The sequence below is a fragment of the Rubrobacter marinus genome (assembly GCF_011492965.1).
Classification (GTDB): domain Bacteria; phylum Actinomycetota; class Rubrobacteria; order Rubrobacterales; family Rubrobacteraceae; genus Rubrobacter_F; species Rubrobacter_F marinus.
In genome coordinates this window covers 1,386,096-1,408,334 of record NZ_CP045121.1, presented here as the reverse complement: position 1 = coordinate 1,408,334, position 22,239 = coordinate 1,386,096, and the positions used below count along the sequence as shown (strand labels likewise).

Annotated in this window: 15 protein-coding genes; 1 reads left to right on the top strand and 14 read right to left on the bottom strand. The window is 67.9% G+C overall.

Annotated features, from left to right (window positions below; translation table 11 throughout):
* Positions 1 to 27: 27 nt before the first annotated feature.
* From GBA65_RS07235 to GBA65_RS07175, 13 genes are all read right to left on the bottom strand, one after another.
* Positions 28 to 288 carry a hypothetical protein gene (locus GBA65_RS07235; protein WP_166395996.1) on the bottom strand — a complete coding sequence of 87 codons (261 nt, stop codon included), beginning with the start codon at positions 286 to 288 and terminating at the stop codon, positions 28 to 30.
* A 2-nt stretch (positions 289 to 290) separates the two neighbouring features.
* Complete coding sequence (locus GBA65_RS07230; RefSeq protein WP_166395995.1) at positions 291 to 671, bottom strand: hypothetical protein; 381 nt, start codon at positions 669 to 671, stop codon at positions 291 to 293.
* A gap of 457 nt (positions 672 to 1,128) precedes the next feature.
* Positions 1,129 to 2,619: a peptidoglycan DD-metalloendopeptidase family protein gene (locus tag GBA65_RS07225; protein WP_323127088.1), complete on the bottom strand. Its 1,491-nt coding sequence runs from the start codon at positions 2,617 to 2,619 to the stop codon at positions 1,129 to 1,131.
* A gap of 35 nt (positions 2,620 to 2,654) precedes the next feature.
* Positions 2,655 to 3,515, bottom strand: a complete 861-nt coding sequence (locus tag GBA65_RS24110) for a lytic transglycosylase domain-containing protein (protein ID WP_266096553.1) — start codon at positions 3,513 to 3,515, stop codon at positions 2,655 to 2,657.
* Entirely contained in the window at positions 3,487 to 4,593 is a 1,107-nt protein-coding gene (locus GBA65_RS07215; protein WP_166395993.1) for a thermonuclease family protein, read from the bottom strand. Before GBA65_RS07215 ends, GBA65_RS24110 begins: the two co-directional genes overlap by 29 nt.
* 3,581 nt (positions 4,594 to 8,174) lie before the next feature.
* Positions 8,175 to 8,444, bottom strand: a complete 270-nt coding sequence (locus tag GBA65_RS07210) for a hypothetical protein (RefSeq protein WP_166395992.1) — start codon at positions 8,442 to 8,444, stop codon at positions 8,175 to 8,177.
* On the bottom strand, positions 8,437 to 9,477 hold the full coding sequence (locus tag GBA65_RS07205; protein WP_166395991.1) for a hypothetical protein: 1,041 nt from the start codon (positions 9,475 to 9,477) through the stop codon (positions 8,437 to 8,439). Before GBA65_RS07205 ends, GBA65_RS07210 begins: the two co-directional genes overlap by 8 nt.
* Positions 9,470 to 13,267, bottom strand: coding sequence for a VirB4 family type IV secretion system protein (locus tag GBA65_RS07200; RefSeq protein ID WP_166395990.1), 3,798 nt, complete (start codon positions 13,265 to 13,267; stop codon positions 9,470 to 9,472). The genes GBA65_RS07205 and GBA65_RS07200 overlap by 8 nt, the downstream gene beginning before the upstream one ends.
* Positions 13,268 to 13,334: 67 nt before the next feature.
* Positions 13,335 to 13,802, bottom strand: coding sequence for a hypothetical protein (locus GBA65_RS07195; RefSeq protein WP_166395989.1), 468 nt, complete (start codon positions 13,800 to 13,802; stop codon positions 13,335 to 13,337).
* Positions 13,803 to 13,909: 107 nt separating this feature from the next.
* Complete coding sequence (locus tag GBA65_RS07190; RefSeq protein WP_166395988.1) at positions 13,910 to 15,574, bottom strand: type IV secretory system conjugative DNA transfer family protein; 1,665 nt, start codon at positions 15,572 to 15,574, stop codon at positions 13,910 to 13,912.
* Between the two features lie 378 nt (positions 15,575 to 15,952).
* Positions 15,953 to 16,810, bottom strand: coding sequence for a LuxR C-terminal-related transcriptional regulator (locus tag GBA65_RS07185; RefSeq protein WP_166395987.1), 858 nt, complete (start codon positions 16,808 to 16,810; stop codon positions 15,953 to 15,955).
* Positions 16,798 to 17,619, bottom strand: a complete 822-nt coding sequence (locus GBA65_RS07180; RefSeq protein WP_166395986.1) for an ATP-binding protein — start codon at positions 17,617 to 17,619, stop codon at positions 16,798 to 16,800. The genes GBA65_RS07185 and GBA65_RS07180 overlap by 13 nt, the downstream gene beginning before the upstream one ends.
* 1 nt (position 17,620) lies before the next feature.
* Positions 17,621 to 18,445 (bottom strand): hypothetical protein, encoded by an 825-nt coding sequence (locus GBA65_RS07175; RefSeq protein ID WP_166395985.1) that lies wholly within the window; start codon positions 18,443 to 18,445, stop codon positions 17,621 to 17,623.
* Between the two features lie 497 nt (positions 18,446 to 18,942).
* Here GBA65_RS07175 and GBA65_RS07170 point away from each other — a divergent pair, with 497 nt between their 5' ends.
* Complete coding sequence (locus GBA65_RS07170) at positions 18,943 to 19,347, top strand: hypothetical protein (protein ID WP_166395984.1); 405 nt, start codon at positions 18,943 to 18,945, stop codon at positions 19,345 to 19,347.
* Positions 19,348 to 19,413: 66 nt separating this feature from the next.
* On the opposite strand, the gene GBA65_RS07165 is transcribed toward GBA65_RS07170, so the two are convergent.
* On the bottom strand, positions 19,414 to 22,224 hold the full coding sequence (locus GBA65_RS07165) for an NACHT domain-containing protein (RefSeq protein WP_166395983.1): 2,811 nt from the start codon (positions 22,222 to 22,224) through the stop codon (positions 19,414 to 19,416).
* Positions 22,225 to 22,239: the final 15 nt, after the last annotated feature.

Here is a 22,239-nt window from a genome sequence, read left to right as displayed (position 1 = left end):
ACGGCGCGGGCACGTGTCGCGCGCCCTTTACAGCGGGGTCCACTCGATCATCCTCTCGTAGATAAACCAACCGAGCAGCACCACGAAGAGGCCGGCGAACACGCCCTCGGCCACCCTCGCGGCGAGTGCGTGCCGATCACCGTTCGTGCCGGCGGCGCCCTTTATGAGGATGGAGATCATCAGGCCCACCCCGGAGACGGCCAACCCCACGCCTCTCAGTGTCGAGATTGTCGAGCTCCAGAAGCCATAGTCTTCAGCCTGGGCGAGAAACACCAACTCTTGCAACATAGCTATCGCGTCTCCTCTACCTTCTCGGCGGCCCGTACCTTCCAGACCGAGCCGGAGCGTGCCAGGACCATTCGTTGGCGGTATGCAAGCTTCTTGCCGGCGAGCTCGCCGTCGGGTCCGTAGCCGCCGCCCGTCTCGAACCGGGCGTAGCCTTCGGCGGTATCTGGCGTCGTCTTCTCGACGTCGAAGCGGGTGAGCAAAGCGGCGCTCTCCGTGCCGGTCTTCCCGACCTGCGCGGCGTAGCGCTCGATCTCGGCCGCGCCGGGGGACTCGTAGAACGCAGGCCAGACCACGGTCGCGCCCACCCCCTGGTTGTAGGCGTCCTCGTCCCGCCCCGAGTATCCGTAGGCCGCGGAGACGAACCGGGCCGCCGCGAAACGCACCCGCTCTCGGTCGATCGGCGCAAGGGCGCCCGCGGAAGCACCGGTCCCCAGCGGATCGTAGGAACCCGGCTCTTCCGTGTTCCCCTCCGGGCGGTCGGGCGTTCTCCCTGGTGAGTCTTGTGGCGCTCGCGTCTCTGCGGGCGTCTCCGAGGAGCGCGCCGGGGGCTGACGTTGCTCGGGCGGTGCGGTCGCGTGAGCGTTCTCGTCGGGGACCGCCTGAGGCTCCTCTCGGGCAGCGCCAGATGGAGGGGCCGGCCCGGCGGCGCGGCTGCCATCGGGCACGGCTTTCCCGGTAGCCTCGTCGCGGCCGTAAGAGAGCACGCCGTAGCTCCATCCGATCACGAGGACGATCGCGAGTGCCCCGAGGGCGAACGCCCGGCGCCGACCCGGCCGCTCGCTGCTCCCGAACCCACCCCGCGGCAGATCGCTCACGTCCCGCCCTCCTTCCCGCGCCCGGTCATTCGACGAGCCTCCGCGCGCCCAGGTAGTTCGGCGAGTCCCACATGGGCGTGACGGAGGTGTCCATCGTCCCCATGTTGGCGTGGATGATCTGGCCATCGCCCGTGCTGATCGCGACGTGCCCCCCGGTCCCGTCTCCGGGGTCGCCCCAGACGAGGACGTCTCCGGCCTGAGGCGGCCCTTCGACCGGCTCCCCGTAGCTCGCCAGATCCGTCGGCACGTCCGGCAACTCGTAGCCGAACTTCTCGAAGACGGTCGTCGTCAGGCAGGTGCAGTCCATCTGCTCCCCTGGTGCGCAGGCCTCCGGCCCTCCGAGCACGTACGGTGCTCCGACGTACTTCTTCGCCTCCTCGACCACCTGCTGACCGGTGGCGCTGCCAGCTCCGGCGGGCACGTCCGAGGGCGACTCCGCCGAGACCGGTACCCCGCCGTCGAACGAAGGCCCGCCGGGATTGGCAACCTCGGGGACGATCCCGAGGGCCTGAAGCGGGGAGCAGTAGGCGGGAAGGTCGGCGGAGGTCGCACCCGGGGCGACGCTCTCCTCTCCGGTAGCCGTACCGCCGTTCTGGCGCAGCCACTCGAGGAGCGGGAAGGGGTTCATTGCCCCGCTCGCTGCCTCTGCCCGAGTACCCGTCGGGTCGTACCACCCGAAATGGAGATGCTCGCCGCGGCCGTCGGGGAGGATCGAACCCGGAGGACCTTCCCCGGTGGAGCCTACCTCGCCCACGACGTCGCCGGCCTCGACCATGTCGCCGGGCCTCAAGGGTGACGGCTCGAGCATGTGGGCGTAGAGGAGCGTGTCGCCGGCCTGCACGGGCCCGACGCTCTCGGTAGCCTCGACCATAACCGTCCAGCCGCCGAGCTCGTCCCACCCTTGCGAATCGGCACCGGAGACGGAGACGACCTTGCCGCTCGTCGTGGAATAGATGGGGGTCCCATCCGGCGCGAACACGTCCGTACCTTCGTGCGTAGAACCCGATTCGCGGGAAGCGCCCCAGGTGTCCTCGTAGGAAGCGGAGTAGTCTTCAGGAAGCGGGAATACGGCCTTCGTGGTCCCCTCGGCTCCGGGATCACCGGGACTCTCCCCCTCCGAGGTCCCATAGTTACCAGCCTCGGAGACCGGGCGGCTCGTGTCGTCCTCGTCGGAGCCGAAGTCCGTGACCCAAAACTCCCCGTTGCCCGTCCCCGGGTTCTCCACGAGCCCGATGCCCACGACGCGCATCCCACCGTCGAGCATCATGGCGTTGTGGGGCGGAGAGTTGCGCCAGGCCTCGAAGACCTCCTCGGCGGTGTCCTGGCCTGCGGCGATGTTCTCGCCGTAGCGCGAGGCGCGGTACCCCTCCTCGTTCATCCGGTCGGTAAGCGTGGCGCCCTCGAAGTAGTAGTCCGTGGGCCCGCTTACGTGCGGCTCGGGAACGCCGTAAGCATCGTACTTTGCCATATCGTGGGCGTAGCGGGCCGAGGCGGTCGACAGGTCGTCGGAGAGCAGCAGTGCCTCGAGTCCGTTATCCTCGCGGTAGCCGTTTATGAGGCCGAGGGCCTCGATCTCGACGGAGGAGTAGTCGGTCTCCCCGGGCTCCCGACGGTGCCCACGGCCTCCTCGGCGAGGGCCGATCTCGTGGCGAAGGGCGAGAGGATCGTCGCAAGACCCGAGGACTTCCCAGCAGCAGGGTCGGCTCCGCTAGAAACCATCCCGTCTCCCCCATCGTCCGGTGTTCGGTACCTCGCGGCCTGGGCGACGACGTCCTGGTAGTACCACTCGGCCCCGTTGTAGGCGAGGATCGCTGAGTGGTAGTCCCGAGGCGCTCCGCTCAGCTTCAGGTAGTTGGCGGCTGACGGGATGGCGTCTTCCGGGTCGCAGACGTCCTTCCGACCGTCGCCGTTGCCGTCCACCCCGACGTTCGCCCACGTGCTCGGAATGAACTGCATGGGACCTTGCGCTCCGGCCGAGGAGGTAGCGCACGTGCCGCCGTGGCGGCCGTGATCGGTCTCGATCTTGCCGATCGCGGCGAGAACGGCGGCGTCCAGTCCGTACTCGCTCGCCGCCTCCTCGTAGAGCGAAAGATACTCCTCCGGGACGTCGGAGAGCGCCTCCTCGCCCCACTCCTGCGAGACGTAGGAGGGCCCAGAGGCGCCCGAGGTTCCGCTCGGGTGCCTGGAGAGGCATCCCCTGCCGCCTGCTGACAGGTTCCCGCCACGGCCCCGACCGAGCTGACGAGCACCATCGTCACGGCCGCGAGCCCGAACAGCAGCCCCCCGACGAGCGCCAGGATCGCACGCCGGCCGCGGCGGGTCTTGAGGACCGCCTTGGCCGCCTTGGCCGCGAGCGTCGCTGCCGCTGGCGCCGGCAGGCTCCTTAACCCCTACGTATCCCGTGCGCTTCACGCAAACCCTCCATCCGGCCGTCTGATTCCCCGCCGGAAGAAGCCTGCGTCGACCGAGCGCGGTCCTTAGTCGCAATGGAGAACGCTCCGCCGGCCAGGAGGCAGCACGCCCCGAGGAGCAGTGGGAGGAGACCTGCGCCGCCGGTCTCCGGTAGGACGGCTACGCTCCTCCCAGAGGACTCCCGCTCGGGGAGGCTGCTCAATGGGGCGACGGAATCCTCCGGTAAGTCCGGCTCGGCAGCGTAGGACGGGGGCGACGCCTCATGCTGAGGAACGTCCTGACTGTATGCCGTCTCCTGCTCCGGCACCTCGGTAGTCTGCCGGGGGAGCGGGAGGGTGGCCTGCTCCTCTGCGCTCGCCGGCTCCGTGGTCGAGTACTGCGCGGGTTCCTCCCCTGCAGGCTCGTTCGTAGATTCATCCTCGGTGGGCTCTTGGTCGAGGTCCTCCTCGGGCGGTTCGGCCTCCAATGGGGTGCTCCCGGGGCTACTCTCCTGCGTGGTCTCGTCGGGGAGGTATTGCTCCTCGCCTGTCTCCTCCCGAAGTACGGTCTCCTCCGGGGTTGTCTCCTCGGAGACGGTCTGCTCGGCAGTCACCTCCGGGTCGGTCTGCTCCCTATACTGCGCGTCCGAATAGCCGCCGCTCGTGCCCCCGGCGCGGGTCTCCTCGCCCTGCGGAGCCTGCTCCGCGGTTTCGAAGCACCTCGCGTAGAGATCGTTCGGTTCCACGGTAAGCGCCTCGGCGTAGCCCTCCTCGAGGAGGACACGATTGAACAGCTCGGGACGGCCCGCGCCGACCATACGCTTCAACCCACCCATAAAGCCCTCCTCGGCGGATCCACCCGTCCAGACGTAGGCGAGAAGCCTGCCGTACTCGTCGGTCCCCTCCTCGCCGACCTCGAGCAGCACGTCCTCGCCCTCGAGGGCTTCGGCGGTAAACGTAGCGGCCTCCTCGGCTTGGGGCTCGGGAGCTCCGTTCTCGCCCTCAAGTTCCGGCGCATCGACCCCAATGAGGCGCGCCTGGTCCGTGCCGCCGACCTCCTCGGCCAGTTGCAGCGTGTCGCCGTCTACGGCCCGCTCCACGGTCGCGTCGAGGGTCTCGCTCGTAGGCTCGGTAGGGCAGAGGTTCCCTCCTCCTTGCGAGGTGGTCCCTCCCGGAGCGGTGAGCTCCGATGTGCCTTCCCGAACGGTCGATCCGAAACCGGTGGTCCCCCCGGTCGGGAAGGTGTTCTCCCGCGAGGTTCTTTCGGGGACGGTACTCCCCGGGGAGGACGTGCCCGGGGTAGTGGTCTCCCGGACGTCCCCGCCCTTCTCCTCGCAATCGCCGGCGACCACGTCCCCCGCCCTCGCGCAACCGTCCCCGGCGTAGACCTCCCCGCCGTCGATCGAGACCTCGCCGTCGCCCGCCTCCGTGGCTTCTAGCGTTCTCCCTGATGTCTCCTGAGCTGCGGCATAGCGGGAGGAGCCAGTAGGGAGTACGAGAAGCAGAACGGAGAGGAGTAGCACGAGGGTAAGTACTACCGCCGTGCCGGTGGTAAAGCGCATGGCACGGTCGGCAGAGTAGGGACTCGAAGGCATGGTCCTCCTTGGGGTTCTGGGTATTCCGGAGCGTCGAACGAGTCCGAGGTGGACGGGGTCGCTCCACTCCGAGGAGCAACGGGGGCTCTCTGCCGTCCCCCTCCGCTGTTGGTCCTCACGATCGCCTCCTACCGGTCTCCGCGGTCCGCTCGTTGAACTTGCTCGGCTGCGCAGCTTGGTCGGCGGTACCCTGCTGGGCAGGATGGGCAGGTAGTGAAGAATTGACGCCAGCCGCAGGCGTCTCCTGCTGAACCGCCCGCTGGCTCTGCGGGGCAGTCCCAAGCCGTTGCCGAGGTACCTGTGGGGCCGGCGTCGACCGGTACGTGGTCGCCTGCCGAGTCGGCTCCTGATAAACGGGCTCGGTTCGGCGCGGCATGTCAGGCCCAGGTGGCGTATAGGTCTGCGCCTCCGGGGCTCGCTGCGCAGCGGTACGACCTCCCCAACCTTGCTCGCGGACTTCGGCTCCGGTCGCAACGTTCTGGCGCTCGACCGTCGACTGCCGGAAGGTCTGCGTCTCTGCCTGCGCCTGGGCCACCTCCTCTGCGACAAGTCGTTGCTGGTAGGACGCTTGCTCGGCCGCGGACTGCTGCGCCGCCACGCGCTCCCGGCCGGCCTGCTCGGCGACCGCTCGATCCGGGGTCGCAGAAGAATCGGCATGGGGGTCGAGGGAGTTGGTAATACCTCCTAAAGCCGGCCCTCCAGCGACCTCCTGCAATACGTACTGCGATTGTGAGGAGCTTTCCTGACCTTCCTCCCCTGCGCCTGCTTGCCCCGCGCCCGCCAAGCCTCGCTCTGGAGCATCCGTTCCTCGAAGCGCTCGGGAGGCCTCGCTGCCGCCTCGCTGAGCGGAGTCGAAGGCGCTTTGAAGCAAGCGCGGCTCAGCCCATCGGGAGGTAACAGGGGATGCGCCACGCTCGAGCGTCTGAGGAGCGCCGCTTTCTTCGGGCTTGGCATCTCTTGCCGTGAGGCTCGATGCGCCGCCTACGAACGAGACGCCGGCGTCCCGCCCACTTTTCTGCACCGCGCCGTCATCGGCTTCCTCGACCCGTGCCCCCCTACGGTCTGCAGGGCCGGCAGGCCGGCTGTCACCGGCGCCGCGAACATCCAGAATCTCATTGCCGGGCTGGAGTGGGTTGTGGTTACCTCCGCCGCTCGGATGAGGTCGGGATCGAGAACCCGTAATGTCGGGGACATCGCGTGTCCTTACGCGCGCCTGCGGAGCGGCTCCCCGCGCGATTCCGTTTTGCGAAGCTCCGGCGCGCGTGCCCGCGCCGTCGGCGGGCGCCGTTCCTCCTCGTGCGGCGGTCTCATTTGCAGTACCTTCCGAGCCGTCGCCGGGTTGCTCGATTGTTTTGGGAGAGACGCCGGTACTTGGGGTGGGCGATGACCTGCCTCCTTTGCCAGGAGAATGCGTCTCCGCCTTTTCGGTAGGGCCCGTCGCAGCGATATCCCCTTCGGTGGTTATCCGCCGCGTGGTCCGAGGATCGTACTGTTCCGTACCGTTGGCCGCGTCGAGCCCGCTGTGGCCGTTAACCTCGTCACCGGTTGGCTCCTCTTCCAGTGTCTCGATGCTCTTCTCCGGCGTCCTGGCTCCATAGCCCTCGTCTGCAGGCTTGGCTTCGTTTGTTGAGCCATTCTCGAATTCCTGAACGACCATTACTTCCTGGCCTTGCGTCCCCCCGACCGGCTGGTCCTCGGAGGCGTCCTCGGAGTAAGGCGCTTCTGGGGATGCAGGCGGCTGCGGCTCGCCGCCCTCGATCACGATCTCGGCCTGCGGCTCGCCCGCTTCGTCGGCAGGCCCGGCAGCGGTAGGTGGCGCTTCGCGTCGGTAGAAAGAATCGTCCGGTGCTTGTTCGGGGACCGGCGAAGGTTCCGCGGACGCGAAGTCGTCCGACCCTTTGTCTGACCCGGTTTCGGCCGGTCGCGCCGCGGGAGGCGTCGCAGTGAATGCTTCGTCCCCCCTATTCGGGTCGGGTACCGGCACCAGTGCTACCTCGTCGCCTCTTTCGCCCGTCGGCCCCGTCTCGGCACGCGTCGGCCCCGCGGGCGGTGCGGCGGGAGGCTCAACAGGCGGAGACGTTTCCTCGGTCCCCTCCTTTAAAGGATGATCCTGAGCGAGCTCGTCCCTTGCGGCTGGACGCTCCACCATCGGACGGCCTTGACCGGGGCGGGGCTGCTCCTGAGATCCCTCACCGACATCGGATACGGGACCTATCGGGCCGTAAGGCTCGTCTTCTGACCCAACGGCCGGTTCGGGTGAAGCATCCGGCGATGAGACGACAGCGAGCTCTGTGGGCGAGTGCTCCGGGTCTTCTCCGTCGGAGGAAGGGCTGGGTACGACGATACCCGTGCCTCCGCTCGGCTCCTCTGAGGTAGCCGGGGAAGACGGCGCCGAAGCGTACTCGGGAACCCTTGCGTCGTTGGGACGGTTGTCCCCCGGAAGGGGTTGCCCCTCGGGCTGCGTCGGCGGCTCCGATACGCGGTCCGTTTCCGGGGCCCGGGTTTCGTCGCCTAAGTGCGGTCTCACGGCCCCGGCGGCGGCCATCCCCTCGTCCACGCCCCCGTCGCCTCCCCTGCCTTCGGGAGGCTTGTCCTCGTCGATCTGGGCCAGCATCACCTCGCCGGCCCGGAGCGCGGCATCGGCGGTCAGGGCGCCTGCTCCTTCGCCGTCGGGAGCCGGCACGGAGGCGAAGGCGGTCTTTGCGTACTCGGGTGGCTCGGAGACATCGGCGGGGCGCACCGGTACGTCGAGCCATGCCAGAGCCTCCCGGGGGGTCGGAGATCCCGGATCGGCGTAGGCGTTCGCGACCTCCCCTGCCCGTGAAGCGCGGTCCTTGGAGACGGACGGCGCATCGAGGTAGAGGACGGTCTGCTGAGTTTCGGCCAACACCTCGGTGGACGTCTGGGCCATCAGGCCGACCACCACCGCCATGAAGGCCGCGGCCAACCTGCACCCTCGGGTCCCGACCCGGAGGAGCGCCAGCACCGTCCGGTCCGAACTGGCGACGGGGGGCGGGGCCTCCTCGGGCCTCCTCCCGGCGCGGGTGCCTTGCCTGTTCTTTGCGGGGGTCATGACCACCTTTCTCTTAGAAGAACGAGTTGTTGCCGGGCTTCTTGTTCGGGGAGCGCTTGGTGAACGGGTCGCCGTCCTTGTCCACGTTGGGGACGCGGCCGAAGACGCCGTGACCTTTCGGGATCATGGAGGGGTCGCGCCCCAGTCCCTGCCCCCGCTCGAGGTTCGGTCCCTTCCCGCCCGGCCCTCCGAGGCGCTTGCGCCCGATCTTCCCTGGCCCCAGGCTGCTCGGGCCGCTCGTTCGTCCGGGCCCCATGCTCGACGGGGGGATGTGGTCACCCACGGCTGCTCTCCTTCGGCTCGTTTGTAGTTTCGTCCTCGAATCCGCGCCAACCGACCAGCAGGGGAACGAAGGTCCCGTTGCGGCCTTCCGCGACGGCTCCACCTACGCCACGGTGGGCCTCGAAGGAGACCTGGTAGCTGCTCTGACCGGGCCTTACGTACGTGCGCGTCACCTTGTCCGAGCCGCGCTCGCGCCGGTCGAGGTAGTAGGCGTAGCCGTCGAGCCGGCCATCTTCGAGCGAGTACACGGTGCCGAGCGTCGTCTCCTCGGCCTTGGCACCGTCCTCCTTCGGGACGAAGGTGTGGGTGGTGACGTGCAGAACCTCGCCGCCGTCCTGGGCGACGGCGTAGACGCCGGTTTCGACGCCGGAGGGCCCGAGGTCGAAGCCGCGCTCCACCTGGGCGGCGGTCGGGCCCTCGAGGGTGAGGGTCTGCCCCGCCTCGCCCTCCTTCTGCGTGACGCGCCCCCGCCAGTTCAGGCCGGCTCCGTCGAGCTCGGCCTCCTCCCCGCTCTCTTGCAGGGCGCCGAAGACGACGCCCGAGTCGCGTACCGGCCCGCCCCCGAACGGGTTATCCGACGATCCCTCCGCCCCGATCACACGGTCGCCGGGGGCACCGGCGGTCGGGGGCTGATCGCCTTCGCGAAGGAACAAAAACCAGAGAAGCACCGTCAGGGCCGATAAGACTGCGAGCGCCATCCCGAGCGGCGCCGGGTTGTCTCGCAGGTGCTCGATCGTCCTCGAGAGAGACTTACCTCCGGGCCTCCGCCCTGCTCTCTGCTGCTCCCCTCCTGCTCCGGGCACGGCCACGCGGGGTACCGTGCCGGTCGGTGCAGCGCCGGAGCCCTCGTCCGCGAGGGCCTTCTCGGCGTGCTGCATCTGGCCAATGTCGTCCTCGGCCAGCGGGCCCTGGCTTCGACGCCCGCCGCGGTCGTTCAAGGGCACCGTCCGGGAGGTCTCGGCGCCGGATCGCTCCTCCTCGCCAGTCAACCAGGACGGCTGCTTCTTCCCATGGGGCTTTGTGCTCTCAGGCATTCGCCTCCTCCTCCCGCGCATCAGACGCGCTCGTTCCGGCTCCGGAAACTATGAGGGCGCGGGTCAGTTGCCTCAGGCCCTTGTCCGCGCGCGTGCCGCTGCTCGCGCCCGGGCCGAGGAAGTACACAGGGCGCCCGTCGAGCGGTTCATCACCGCCCGGGGAAGACGCGTCTTCCGCGCCGGTAAGCGCGAGCATCGTCCCGTTCGTACCGCGCTTCTCCTCGACGAGGAGGGCGGCTTCGAGGGCCTCCCGCGCGTTCTCCTGGGAGCAGGCCACGACCTCGTCGGCCGCCTGCAACCAGTCCTCGGCGTAGGCGCTGTCCGCGTCGCCACAAGCCACCAGGCACAGGTCGAAGACCTCGCGGGCGGCCTCCTGCAGCACGAAGGCCGGCAGGGAAGCATTGCGCGGGGCGTGGATCACCTTGAGGGCCGAGAGGTGAGAGCGGGAGACGTGTTCGCCCAGGTCTTCGGGGTCCGCCTTAGCCCGCCTCAAGAATTCGTCAGGCGGGCTGGCGCCGTCCTCGCTCCCGTCGTCGGTAGACAGCGTCCGCGTGAGGGAGCCGCCGCAGGCATCAACGGCGAGCACGTAGAGTCGCTCCTTGCGCGCCTCGCGTCCGACGAGCTTCGCCACCGCCGCGGCGGTCTCGGACGAACTGTTGCCGGCGAAGGCGTAGAGGCGCATCGGCTCATCCCCGCCCGGCAGGCCGGGCAGGGCGCCGCGGCTTTGGGCTCCGCGGTGCTGCTCCGCGTCGCCGTTCCCCTCCCCGGCCTCCTCGACGCGACACTCGGTCTCCCCTTGCTTGCGCCGCCTCTCCTTGTACCCTGCCTCCAGGCGCGGGTCGGTGTTGTAGAGCTCCTCCTCCTTCTCCGAGGCCATCACCGCTATCGGGATGCGGGCTTGGTCCACGACGAGGTACCCCTCGCCCCTGCCGAAGTTGAGGAGCTCTTCGGTCTCCTCCTCGGAGAGGTCGTGCACGGCGGCCGTCGCCCTGGCGCTCATCTGGTGCTCGTGGCGGAAGATCATGTGGGTTGCCGCGAGCTTGAGGATCACGTCGCCCTGCGGGCTCCCCACGAACTCGTTTATTGCCTGGCTCGCGAGCCACATGGCGTTATCACGGGCACGGCCCGAGCGGTACATAGTCTCAGCGAACTCCGCGCTCATGGGGAACGCGAGGAGCGCCCAGCCCTCGTCGATCCAGCAATCGGAGGGCTCGTTGGGATTGCTGAGGACGCCGTTGAGGAACTCGAGGATCGCGTGCATCACCGGCGCCTTCTGGCGGTTCTTGACCTTGGAGATCTGGAAGACGAGGTAGCGATTCGAGAGGTCGACGTTCGTGGGGGCGTCGAAGATCTTGGAGAGCGCACCGGAGTGCCAGCTCCAGAGCTTCTCAAGAAGGGCTTCGACGAGCCCGTTCTCCCCGGCGTAGCCGCGCAGTATCTCCCAGAACTCCGGGAAGATAGGGGCTTCCCTGCCGTGGGTCGCGGGGTCGCGCGTGATGCCCTTCTTCTCGTAGGCCTCGTAGACGGCCCGCTCGACGTAGGAGGCCTCCGCGCCGGAGAGCCCGCCCACGGCCGCACCGGCGGAGCTCGTATCGTCGGTAGTGGCCATAAGGGAGACCATGCGGGTGATCTCCTGGGCCTTGCCGTCCAGCGCCGAGGCCCGCGCGGCCTCGTAGGCCTCCTCGGCGTCCGCCTCCTCTTCCTCCCCGTCGCCGAAGATGTCCTCGAGGAGGTCGAGGTTCATGTAGTCCTCGTGCAGGTCGAACGGGTTGATCTTGTGCTTCGAGCCCGGGGCGATCACCGCGTAAGCGCCGCCCAAAGCACGGGCGACCCTGACGTAGCGGCTGTTGCCTTCGGGGTCTATGACGACCTGGCGGTGGCCGAACATAAGGAAACGGGTCGAGAGGCACTTTATGACGAAGCTCTTCCCGGCCCCCGACTGGCCGAGTATGACGCCGTGGGGATTTACCAGCTCCCGCGTGTCGAGGGTCATGACGGAGTTGCTTCTCGTATCCACACCGAGGAAGACGCCGTTCTCGTGGTCGATCTGCCGGCTCCCATAGGAGAACAGGCACGCCAAGGGGCGGCTGAGCATCCCGAAGGTGCAGTAGCGGTCGGCAACGTGGAGCCTGCCCAGAGGGAGGGACGAGAGGAAGCCCTCCCAGGCCTGCTCGCGGGCGAGCTGCGCCTCGACCCGGTAGCCGGCTAAGGTGTCCTGGACCTCCTGGGCCATGGCGTAGAGCCTCTCCTCGGAGTCGGCCTCGAGGTGGACGAGGACCGAGAGCTCCAGGTAGCGCTGCCTCCCCGAGTTGATCTCGTGCAGGGCCTGCTCGTTGGTGAACTCGGCGATCTCGCGCTGCTGCTCGGCGTTGACGTTCCCGTCGTCGGCGGTCTTGCGCGAGGCCCTGAGCGCGGCGACCCTGCTCCCGAGGATGGCCTGGGCCTCCTTCTTGGGCCGGGGGTCCACGTACTTGACGAGCTTGACCCGACCCTCGATGCGATTGAGGTCGGCGAGCATTCCGAAGTAGACCTCGTCGGGCCAGCCGGAGACGAGCATCGTGGTGTGGAAGCGGCCGTCTACGCGGAGGTGGTCGGGTAAGATCTTCACGCAGTCGGGAGCGATCTTGTCCGCCACGACGTCCCCAATCCCTAAGGCGTGCGGCTCCTCCTCGCGGATGGCCTCGGCCTCCCGGATCATCCTCTCCCGTTTCCCCTCCGGAAGGGCGTCGTATCCGCCCGGCTCGAGGGCGATCGGCTCGTACAGCGTGGGGGCGTACTCCCCCTCCTCGTCCCAGTCGCTCACCTGGCCTTTGAGGAACGAGACGAGTTCCAGATCGGTCAGGGCCCGTATGCGACAGCCCATCCGATTGAGGCCGTTGTAAAAGGAGTTGGCGCGCGTAGAGAGGACCCGGTAAGCCGCCTTGGCCTCCTCCTGCCGCCTCCTGGCGTCCCTCTTGGAGGCCCGTCCCCCCGGCGCCTTGCCTTCCTTGCCAAAGCCGAGAAGCTTGAACAATGCATTCATGGGCCCGAGGCCTGAAGAGCCGGCCGCCCTCGCCTTCTCGAGGGCCGGGTTGTAGGGGAGGACGGCGTAGCCCTTGCGCTCGAAGATCGAGAGCCGGGGCAGCTCGCGGTCGAGGTACTCGGCGTGTTCGGCTGCGAATGCCTTGAGCTTGCGCCACTCGGGCGGTATCGCGGAGGCGGCCGCCCCGCGGAAGCGTCGCGTGTAGCGCCCCGTGGAGCCCTCCTTGCTCCTCGTGACCTCCATCCAGGGGAAGTCCAGGGAGTTGTAGAGCTCGGTGGCCGAGCGGAAGACCCGCATGCGCTCGGTGTCGCCGATCATCGAGAGGTTCTTCGGGATCACCCTGAAGACCACGACGTACGTGCCGTCCTCGCAGCGGAGCATCTCCCAGTGGAAGTCCTCGGCCGGGAGCATCCTCTGGATGGCGTCTCGCATCGAGCGCCAGCCGCCTCGCACACGGTCGCGGGGACGCTTGAAGAAGACGTCGGGGCGAAGCAAGGAGACGACCTTTCTCTCCAGGATGAAGTCCAGGTGGTAGCCGTCCTTCGAGCGGTAGAAGGCAAAAGCCAGCGAGAGCGGCAAAAGCGGCGAGAGCCACACGGCCGCCCTTTCGGTCGAGAGCCCGAAGGAGCCGGCGAGGTAGTAGCAGAAGGTCGCGTAGGCGACGAGGGTACCGGCCAGGATCGTCGCCTGGCGGGTCTCCACGGCTATGCCGGCTATCTTGGTGGTCTTCCTCGCCCCGGCTAGGTCCTTGACGACGGGCTCGCGCATGGCTTACTCCCCCTCCTGCTCGCTTTCGCTCGTTATCCGGCGTGGTGAGGTGCCTGGCTCGGACGCCCTAACCGCCGCCTCCGCCGCCCGCCAGGCCTGCGGCTATGGAGAGGATCGGGGTGACGATGACCCCGGCAACGATGCACCAGAGCGAGCCCTTCATCCCCATCGCCGCGTAGGCGTGGGCGTTCTCGTTGATCGAGGCGTAGCCCTTGACGAGCAGGGAGGCGACGAAGCCTATGCCCCCCACCGAGAAGGAGAGCGCCGCCAGGTAGTTGCGGACGTTCTCGAGGGTCTGCTGAATGGCGTCCCCACCCCCTCCGCCGCCCGGTGGCGTCTGGGCGAAGGCAGCTTGCGCGCCGACGCTCAGGGCGACGATCGCGACGAGGGAAGCGGTCAGCCCGAAGAACAGGTACCTGGGTAGCTCCCGCTCGACGGCCGCCACGATCCCGGAGCAGAAAGCAAACGTCCGCCCGAACAAACAACGGAAGACGCGCTGGGGGGTTGCGCACGCGGCGCCGTGGTTCGCTTGCATAATCTCCTTCTCTCCTCCTCTTCTCGAAGTCTTGACCGGGCGGGTAGCCCCGTTCTTGCTGCGGGGGATCGCCCTTCGATATGCCCTCTCGCTCGCGGCCGGCAGGGTCACGTGGCGCCCCCCGATCCGGTGGTCTTCCGATCGTCCTCCAGATCCCCCGGCGTCGAGCCCGGGCCGAGGAGCTCCGCAAAGGCTCCGTGGTAAGCGGCCGGGGGCTTGGGCGCTCGCCCGGCTCTGACGGGCACAGGCCTCTGCTGCTTGCCACGCCTGACCCGGGAGCAGTGCCACCAGCCGCGCGGCAGGTAGACGAGTTCCTCCTCGGAGACCCTGGGCACCGTCTGCCTCCTACGGCCCACTGAGAACGTGCCCGGACCGCCGAGCAACCCTTTGTGGGTCCGGCGGTAGTCGCGCACCTCCTCCTCGGTCTGCCCGAGCATCCGCACCGCCTGCTCGGCGTCCTCGCCCTGCAACCCGCCCGAGATAAGCTTGTTGCGCGCGTTCGTGGCGAGCGCTTCCTTGAGGGGAGAAGGCAACAGGGAGAACGACTGGTAGGCGAAGTTGAAGGCGACATGGCGCCTTCGTGATTGCGTCACGAGCGACGAGAACGCCAGGGCGGCCTCGGAGTTGGCGTGCCCGAGCATGGAGTGGACCTCGTCGAGGTAGGCGGAGACGGGGTAGCCGCCGTTCCCGCGGGCGAGGATCGCCTGGCGGAAGTACTCCATCATCCAGGTCGAGAGCATCAGGCTCGTCGCCGGCGCCGCCCCCTGCGGGACGCTCACGAGGGTGAGCCCCGGGGAGTCCAATGCCCCAGCGAGATCCAGAACCGGCTCGCCCCCTTCCGGCGAGAGCGCGACCTCGACGGTCTCCTGGGCGAGGAGGGCGTCCATGACGGCGTGCAGACCCGCGACGAACTGCGCCCTCTCCCTCTGCCCGTACTGGCCGTAGTAGAGGTCTTGCCAGTAGCCGCGCGTCCTGCGGGGGAGGTCTTTGGCGTTGACGGTGAAGCGCTTGCCTTGGGCGTCGCGCTCAACACCAAGGACCTTCCTGCGAAAGCGCTCGTTCTGGACGAAGCGGTCGAGGTCGGTCATGGTCGCCGCACGGCCCTCGCGCTCGGCGTGGCAGCAGACCGCCAGCACCGAGTGCCTGAGGAACATGGAGTTGAAGTTCTCGAAGAACTTCTCGTCACCGGAGGCAACCGCCGATTGGAAGGCGACGACCGCCCTCTCAGCGGCCTCCACCTTGTCCCCGGCCAGCGGGTTCCATCGCATCGCCGCGCCCGAACCCGCGTACGTGAAAAAGCGTATGGGCACGCCGAGCCAGAACGCGAGCGGCAGGAGCTTGGCGCCGAGGTCGCCCTCGGTCTCCACCACGAACACCGACAGCCCGCTCTTGAGGTCCTGGTAGGCGAGCCACTCCATGGTGGAGGTCTTCGCCTGTCCCATCGGCGCCACCATCTGCAACCCGGTGAACCGGTCGGAAAGCGGCAAGTAGAGCGGCGCCCGACCGAACGGCCTCGAAGGTCGGTACCCGATCATCGCCTCCCCCGGGCGCCGGAAGAGGGCGCGATGGGCGAGGTCCAGGAGCGGGCCCGAACCTCCGTGGGCGCCGGCCAGGGAGAGCCCGGCCAGCACAAGCCCCGCGGTCCCGAGCGCCCAGTTGGTCGGGTCCTGCGCGGCGGCCAAGAGCTCCGGGCCTTGCTCACGAAGCTTCTGCCCCAGCTCGTAGAAGCGATCGCCCCGAGCGAGCGCGAGGCACGGATCGGCAGCGCTCAATCCGAACCTCTGCGCTCGCCAGGCGCGACGCCGGACGGGGTCCCGTTACGGAGGGGGGCGGGACCCCGCCCGACGGTCTCGTGGGGTATGGTCGCTTGCATGGTATTGCTCCTCTCCGGGTTCGGCCGGGCGACCCGCTACGGGTCTGGCGAGTGGAGCCGCCCGGCGGCCGTCAACTACCGCTCCGTCTACCGCTGGTCTGCCCTCTGGCTGGCGGGCCTCCTTCCCGTCTCGGCAACCTACGCCCAGCAGTCTGCGAGGACCGGGGCGGGGGCACATCACAAGAAGGGGTGGTCCCCGCCTACAAGAGATGCTGGGGTTGGGAGATCAGTCGCGTGACGAACCTCGTCGGTCCCGAAAGGATCGGTCCGGAGCCTGTCAGACGGTCGAGGGACCGGTGCCCGGCGGCCCGAGCAATCCGAGCTCTGCCGCCCGTTTGAGGGCCCCGATCGAAGAGCCGACGCCCAAAGCACGGTAGAGGTTGCGCTGGTGGAAGTGGACGGTGTGGATCGAGAGCGCCAGGTCCGAGGCTATCTGCTTGGCCGAGCATCCGTCGGCCAGGAGCGCTAAGACCTCCAACTGGCGATCGGTGAGCCCCAGCTTTGCTCGCTCGGACGAGCGTTCATGGGCCCGTTCGGGCAGGCCGCCGTGGTACTCCGCCCCCTCCGCCCTTCGGCGCAGCTCCTCGTGCTCCTCCAGGCGCTCCAGGGCGCCACCGAGCAGGGATGCCGTACGGGAGATGGAGAGAGCGTGGCGAGGGCCGAAGGCGCCGGCCCTCGCGGCGTAGGCGACGAGGGCGCCAAAGGCGCCGCCGCGACAGGGCACGGGAGCTGCAACCGCGGAAACGGATCCCTCCCATCGAGGGGTCCCCGCCGGCTCGAATCGCCGCTCCTCACGCACGTCCTCCGAGACGACCGGCGCGCCGCAGAGTAGCGCGTACCCGGCCACCGAGGAAACGCCGTAGGGCACTAAGCCCGACTCGCCGCACGCAGCGTCCTCGTCGTTGGTGGCTATGCAGGACATGTAGTAGCCCTCGGGCTCCAGGTGCAAAACCTCGCAGCGGTCGGCGCCCAGGGCCCTCGCAGTCGCCCGCGCCGCCTCGTGGGTTAACCGGGAGTGGCCGGCACCGGTCACCACGAGCTGGGCCAGCGCGACGAGGGCCTCGGTCGGGCAGGTTTCGGAAGCCATTCCCTCCACCTGCCCCTCGTCCCGGTCCTTCGCGCTTACCAATCCCACGCCTCCCTCCGGCGATCCTCGCCCTTGACGACGAAGCGCTCGCACATCGCCCTTAGCCTGGAACGCACCGCCTCGTCGTAGCGCTCGGCAAGGGCCGGGACCCGATGCCCCTCCCCCTTCGTAACGGGTACGTTCGTTGCCAGGACGAGGGTCGCACGAGCGGCGTGGAGGGCGTCAAAGAGCTCGTAAACGATGGACTCCGTGTCCGTCGAGGCGTGCTCCTTGCCGAGGTCGTCAATCAGCACCACCTCGTGGGAGGCGACCGACTCGATCACCCCCCGCCTGGTCTCGCCGTGCTCGCCGTAGGTATCTTGGACGCGGGAGACGAGCCGCGCGACGTTGTAGTAGCCTGCGTCGCGATCGCGCTCCAGGAGCGCACGCCCCATCCCGACCATCAGGTGCGTCTTACCCCGTCCCGGCAGCCCCATGAGGAACATCCCGCGCCCGCGCTCGCCCGCAACGATGCGCTGCGCCTCCACGAGCGCCACGTCCAGCGTGGGTTCGGAGGCGTCGAGCGTGTCGAGGGTCATGAGCCGTTCCGGATCGACGGCGTCGAGGTAGGAGAGGAGACGCTCCTTCCGGCCGCCGCACCGGCACACCCTCGCGCCGTTACTCAGGGCCGCATCGTCGTCCCTCAGCCCCCCGCACCGGCCGCAGCGCGCCTGTGCCTCCCCGTCCTCCGACGGGTTCGGCGCCGGGTAGCCTCGCCGCGCCAACTCGTGCTCGATCCGGTCCGCAAGGTCGTGGGAGCCCCTCGCCAGAGCGCCCCTGATAGCCTCCCCGATGGCGGGCATCTCCCGTCCGCTCACCTCAGAAGTCCCCCTCGTACGCGTCCTCCGCGACCCCCGCGACGTCCGCCGACCCCGGCTGCCTATCCCTCCCGCCATTACGTTCATCCGCCGCCACGTCCGCCCACGCCTGGGAAGGCCGTATCTTCGGGTTCTCGACCCGCCGGGTGGCGTAGCGCGCGGCCCACCGCAGCATGGGCAAGGGGCCTGCGCCCTGCTCCTCGACCAGGCGCCCTGCGTAAGCGCGAAGGTTACGAACCTCCTCCCCGTCCAGCGGCACGCTCAGCAGTCGCGCTTGCTCCTCGATCATCCCGACGTAGGTCTCCGGGCGGTGCTCGGGCGAAGCCCGCACCCCTGACGGATCCCCTGACGGTTCCACCCCCTTACGGTTCCCCGGAAAACCCTTCCGCCCGCCCGGCGGCAAACTCTTCCGCCCGTGCGCCCGTTTCTCTCCGTCGGAAAACTCTTCCGCCGGTTCGGCCTCGACCGCCTCTCCCCTCCTCGGCGGCCTCAAGCGGTGCGCAGGGGCCAAAAGCCAGATGCCGTCGCTCGTGAACTCGCCCCTGCCCCTGCCCGAGCCCTTGCGGCGATGCTCGCGACGGATCTTCCCGTAGCCGTGCTCGAGGTTGTAGAGGTGCTCCCTAACCGAACGCTCCGTCATGTCGGTCATCTCCGCGAGCGTGTCCTGCCCGCAGAAGGCGTAGCCCTGCTCGTCGGCGAAGGTGGCGACCGCGGCGAGCACGCTCTTCGCCCCCGGATCGCCCTTCCACGACCTCTTCCCCTGCCCGGTCTCACGCCACCTCCCGAGGCGCTGCTCGTAGGCCCAGCTCTGCGCCCACACGCTCATCGTCCGCGTTCCCCCTGAAAGACTTCGCCTCCGCCCGAACCCGCGCTATGGTGGTTCCTCGCACAAGCCCGTCCGCCTGTCGCCGGAGTCCACGACGATCGCCCTTCCACGCCCCCCGCACACGGGACAGGCTCGAGTCATCGAAGAAGCCGACCGCAGAGGCACCGGAAGCGGCCTAGAGACTCCACCGCCGCCGCAGGCAAAGCACCGTGCCCCTCGCCCGACGCACAGCTTCCTCTTGTCGCCCGAAGAAACCCGCTCCCTCACGTTCCCACTCCCCGTCATCCCCATTATCGGCGGATTCGCTTGAGCACGGAGACAGGTTTGTGCAGTACATCTCCCTCCCTGCTGATACCGATAAGATCGGTAGCTCGCGCTATGTATGTTACCGAACATATCGGTAGTACGCCACCGTGGCTCACCCAGCTCGCAGCGCGGTCTTCTTTGTTGCCTTGAGGACGTACCGTCGGGCGGGTATTCTCGTATCAAAACTACCGATGAGTTTGGAGCCGGGTCTGGCTGACGGCGAGTACACGTACTTCGGGCGCTTCTTCGACCGATTGTTGGAGTCGAGGGGCTACAACCAGAGCACCTTCGCCGCCGAGTGCAGGCGGCGCGGGTTCAAGGTGGGCCGTCCCGGCACGCAACGCGACATCGGCCAGAGAAGCGTTTCGGACTGGATGCGCGGGTACGCGGCTTGCCCTCGGGAGGTACCGACCTACGCCGACGCCATCTTGGTTCTTTCCGAGGAGGAGTGGAGCGAGTTCGGAGTGGCCTACGCCTACGGGCAGACGGTGCCCGAGGAGGACTTCAAGGACCTCCTGGGGTTCCGGAAGTTCTACCGCGCTCGTCTATCGGAGAAGGAGTCCGACGGGAGCGAGGAGAGGGCGAAGAAGGGTTGAGTTGATACCGTCCTCTGAGTAGATGCGCAAAATCGACCGGCTCCGGGCACACCGCAAGAACATCGCTTACAGATGCCCCTGTGGGAAGGTGCCATCCACCCAAGAAATCCGCTCGAGGTCGTTCCACAATAACTGATAGGCCAGCTCCCTAATCGGGTTGCGGCCGTAGAATTCCGAGGAGGCGTATTCTGTAGGGAGTAACCATGCAGCGGCTTCAGGGCGCAACTCTTGTATTCGGTCCTGTACGGCGAGCATACGTTCCCGGCTTGCCCGTTGCTCGCCGATCTCGATCCGCACCTCGGTGTTGCTCCCACGCGGCAACGGGTTTAGGTGCCAAGCCATGTAAGGCCTGAGCTGAGGCTCCGTTAAGTGGTTCAGCACGAGCACGCCCTTTAGGCGCGCGGGCAGCATCACGGCGATCCGTAAGTGGGGAGCCAGCCGTGCGAAGTGAGCCTCTACGAACCGGCGGTATGCCTCTAGCGCGCCACCGACAACGACCCTTGACAGCTCCAAGAGAACCTCCGGGGAGTAAGGTTCCCACAACCAGTGACTGCTCATCGCGCCCTCGCCATGTGTGCGGATGCGTGGGTCACCCGGTTTGAGATTGCGGTGTGGCCACGGCGCCCTCAGTTCCTCCTCGCCGGCCTCGCGCATGCGACGAATCTCGTCCTTCAAGTAGCGTAGTTTATACCTCAGGTCGTACCGCTGGATCCGAGTGACGGTGTACACCTCGCGGTCCCACCCCGCGTGGTCCATGTAGCGCTCGAGGGCGTCGAGCGGGATGGGGTCCCAATAGCGGTATCCCTTGTCGTACCTGCTGCGCAACTCGTACGCTGCGTCCCAGGCCGCTTCCTCGGCCAGGAGACCCCCGTGAATCGGGAGGCGCCGGAACTTGAGCAGCTCCGAAAGCTTCCTACGTTGGTCTTCCAGCGCGTACCGCCACGCCCAGGCGGGCTGACGGCGGGGCCCGACAGAGCGGGTCACGCGCCACCGGATGTTCGACGGAAACTCCGACGGGTACTCCTCCATGGAGACGACGTCTCCGAGGTCCTCCGAACCTTCGTACCATGACTGTTGGGTTACTCGCCCGCCGAAAACGCTGATCCCGAGGGTGGAGACGCTCCCGTCCTCTCGCACGGGTGCTACAAGCGAGGCCAAGGGCCCGATGCCCGCCACCCAGGACTCCATCGTCTCCCGCATCTGGGCGGCGAACTGCTGAGGCGGCGTGAGAGGTGCGTCCTCCGAGAAGCCCGGCCGTGCGAGACCCTCCTCCACGACCTGCGAAGCAAATCCCGGGGTGCCCCTTACGATAGGGTCGAGCACCTCCCTAATGCGGGTGTAACCGAAAGCGCTGGTAGCCATCACCAGCGGGTAGCGCCAGCGCTCGAGCCGAGCGAGATCCCCAGCGAGGTCTCGGGCATCCACGAATCCCTCCTCGAGGGCCTGCGCCGCGAACCACTCGGTAAGTATTTGCAGGGAGAGACCAACAGCGCCGTCTCTCTCGACCACGAGGCCCGTCGCACGCAGGCGCGACACCTCCGCAGTGGATGCCACGTCGGCCGCCCTGACGAAACCCTCGCTGTCGATGCATGCCACGGCCAGGCGCACGAGCAAACCGGTCTCTACCGTTTCGCCGGTGCGCTCGAACGCCCTCTCGACCAGCCCGGAGAGCAACTCACCGGTCGAGCGCGGGTTGCGGATGTCGTAGCTCCGGAGGTCTAGCGCCATGAGTGTGGCAAACAGAGGGCGCTTTATCGCTTCTCGCACAGAATCGGGCCACGAGCGGATGAGACCGGGTGTGACCTCCCTTGCCGCGATACGCTCGATCAAAGCCTCTTGCTCCTCCACGTCCAACTCCGGGACGTAAAACGTCTCCTCCTGTCCGACGAGATCTGGTAGAGGACGGCCTGCGATTACGACCGTGGTATCCGGCCAGGTCTCGACCAGGATGCGTGCTTCTTTCAGCAGACGGACTGCGACAGCCCTCCCCGGTTCCTCGGCCCCGTCGACGAATACGGCAGCACCATGCCTCCTCGGATCGGGCAGAGCAGACGTCTTCTGCACCACGACGTCCGTGAGACGCCCCGTCACCTCCCATGCCTCCACGAAGGCCGGAGCCGGAGCGTTGGCTTCCTCGCGCAGCCGCACCACGGCCCTCTGGAAGAGACGGTCCAGTAGGAGGGACTTGCCGGAGCCGACCTCGGCCGTCACGATCATGAGACGACCTCGAAACCCAGACCGGGCCTGGGGGCCGGGGCCCCCCACCGTCAGGTCGTCTGCCAGCCCGAAAGCCTCATCACGCGACAGCCCTAGCCGCTGCCAGCGCTCCGCGCATCGGGCTTGGGTTTCCCTCCACAGCTCGTCTACGTCCGGCCCCGTGCGGCCCTGCGCTTCGATCAACTGCCGGAGCATCTCCCGTACCGCCTCGACATCCGAAACTACCACCAAGTCGGCCAGCGCCCCCCCGGACCTCGCGTCGTCGCGGACCCTCGTGGCCAGTTCGTGGGCGAAAAGGCGCATGGCCCTGTCGAAGCTTATCGGTAGCGCGCCTGGGTCGAACCCCATGGCCTCGTATCTTCGGCGTAGCTCTTGGACGGGCGGCACCCTGGAGTCAAGCGCCACGCTCAGGAGCGTCTGCGCGACCCATTCGTCTCCGAAGAACCCCCCGAATTCCTCCTCCAGGCGCGCCGGAAGGTTGCGGTCCAGCCGCGCGTGCCGCGCAATCTCGACGAGCATAGCGGCCATCGCCCCAGCGAACGCTTCCTCCAGGGCCGCTTCTTGCTCGTCGCCGAGCGTCGCCTCCACGAGCCGACCAGCGCCCGCTACCATCAAGCTAGACGCCAAATTGATCGCGATCCCAAGCACTACAGCTTCCATGGCCTACGCTACTCT

Excerpts from the sequence above, each read along its gene's own strand:
- GBA65_RS07235 (WP_166395996.1), bottom strand. The coding sequence starts at position 288 with ATGTTGCAAGAGTTGGTGTTTCTCGCCCAGGCTGAAGACTATGGCTTC.
- GBA65_RS07175 (WP_166395985.1), bottom strand. The coding sequence starts at position 18,445 with ATGAGCGTGTGGGCGCAGAGCTGGGCCTACGAGCAGCGCCTCGGGAGG.
- GBA65_RS07200 (WP_166395990.1), bottom strand. The coding sequence starts at position 13,267 with ATGCGCGAGCCCGTCGTCAAGGACCTAGCCGGGGCGAGGAAGACCACC.
- GBA65_RS07165 (WP_166395983.1), bottom strand. The coding sequence starts at position 22,224 with ATGGAAGCTGTAGTGCTTGGGATCGCGATCAATTTGGCGTCTAGCTTG.
- GBA65_RS07205 (WP_166395991.1), bottom strand. The coding sequence starts at position 9,477 with ATGCCTGAGAGCACAAAGCCCCATGGGAAGAAGCAGCCGTCCTGGTTG.
- GBA65_RS07170 (WP_166395984.1), top strand. The coding sequence starts at position 18,943 with ATGAGTTTGGAGCCGGGTCTGGCTGACGGCGAGTACACGTACTTCGGG.
- GBA65_RS07195 (WP_166395989.1), bottom strand. The coding sequence starts at position 13,802 with ATGCAAGCGAACCACGGCGCCGCGTGCGCAACCCCCCAGCGCGTCTTC.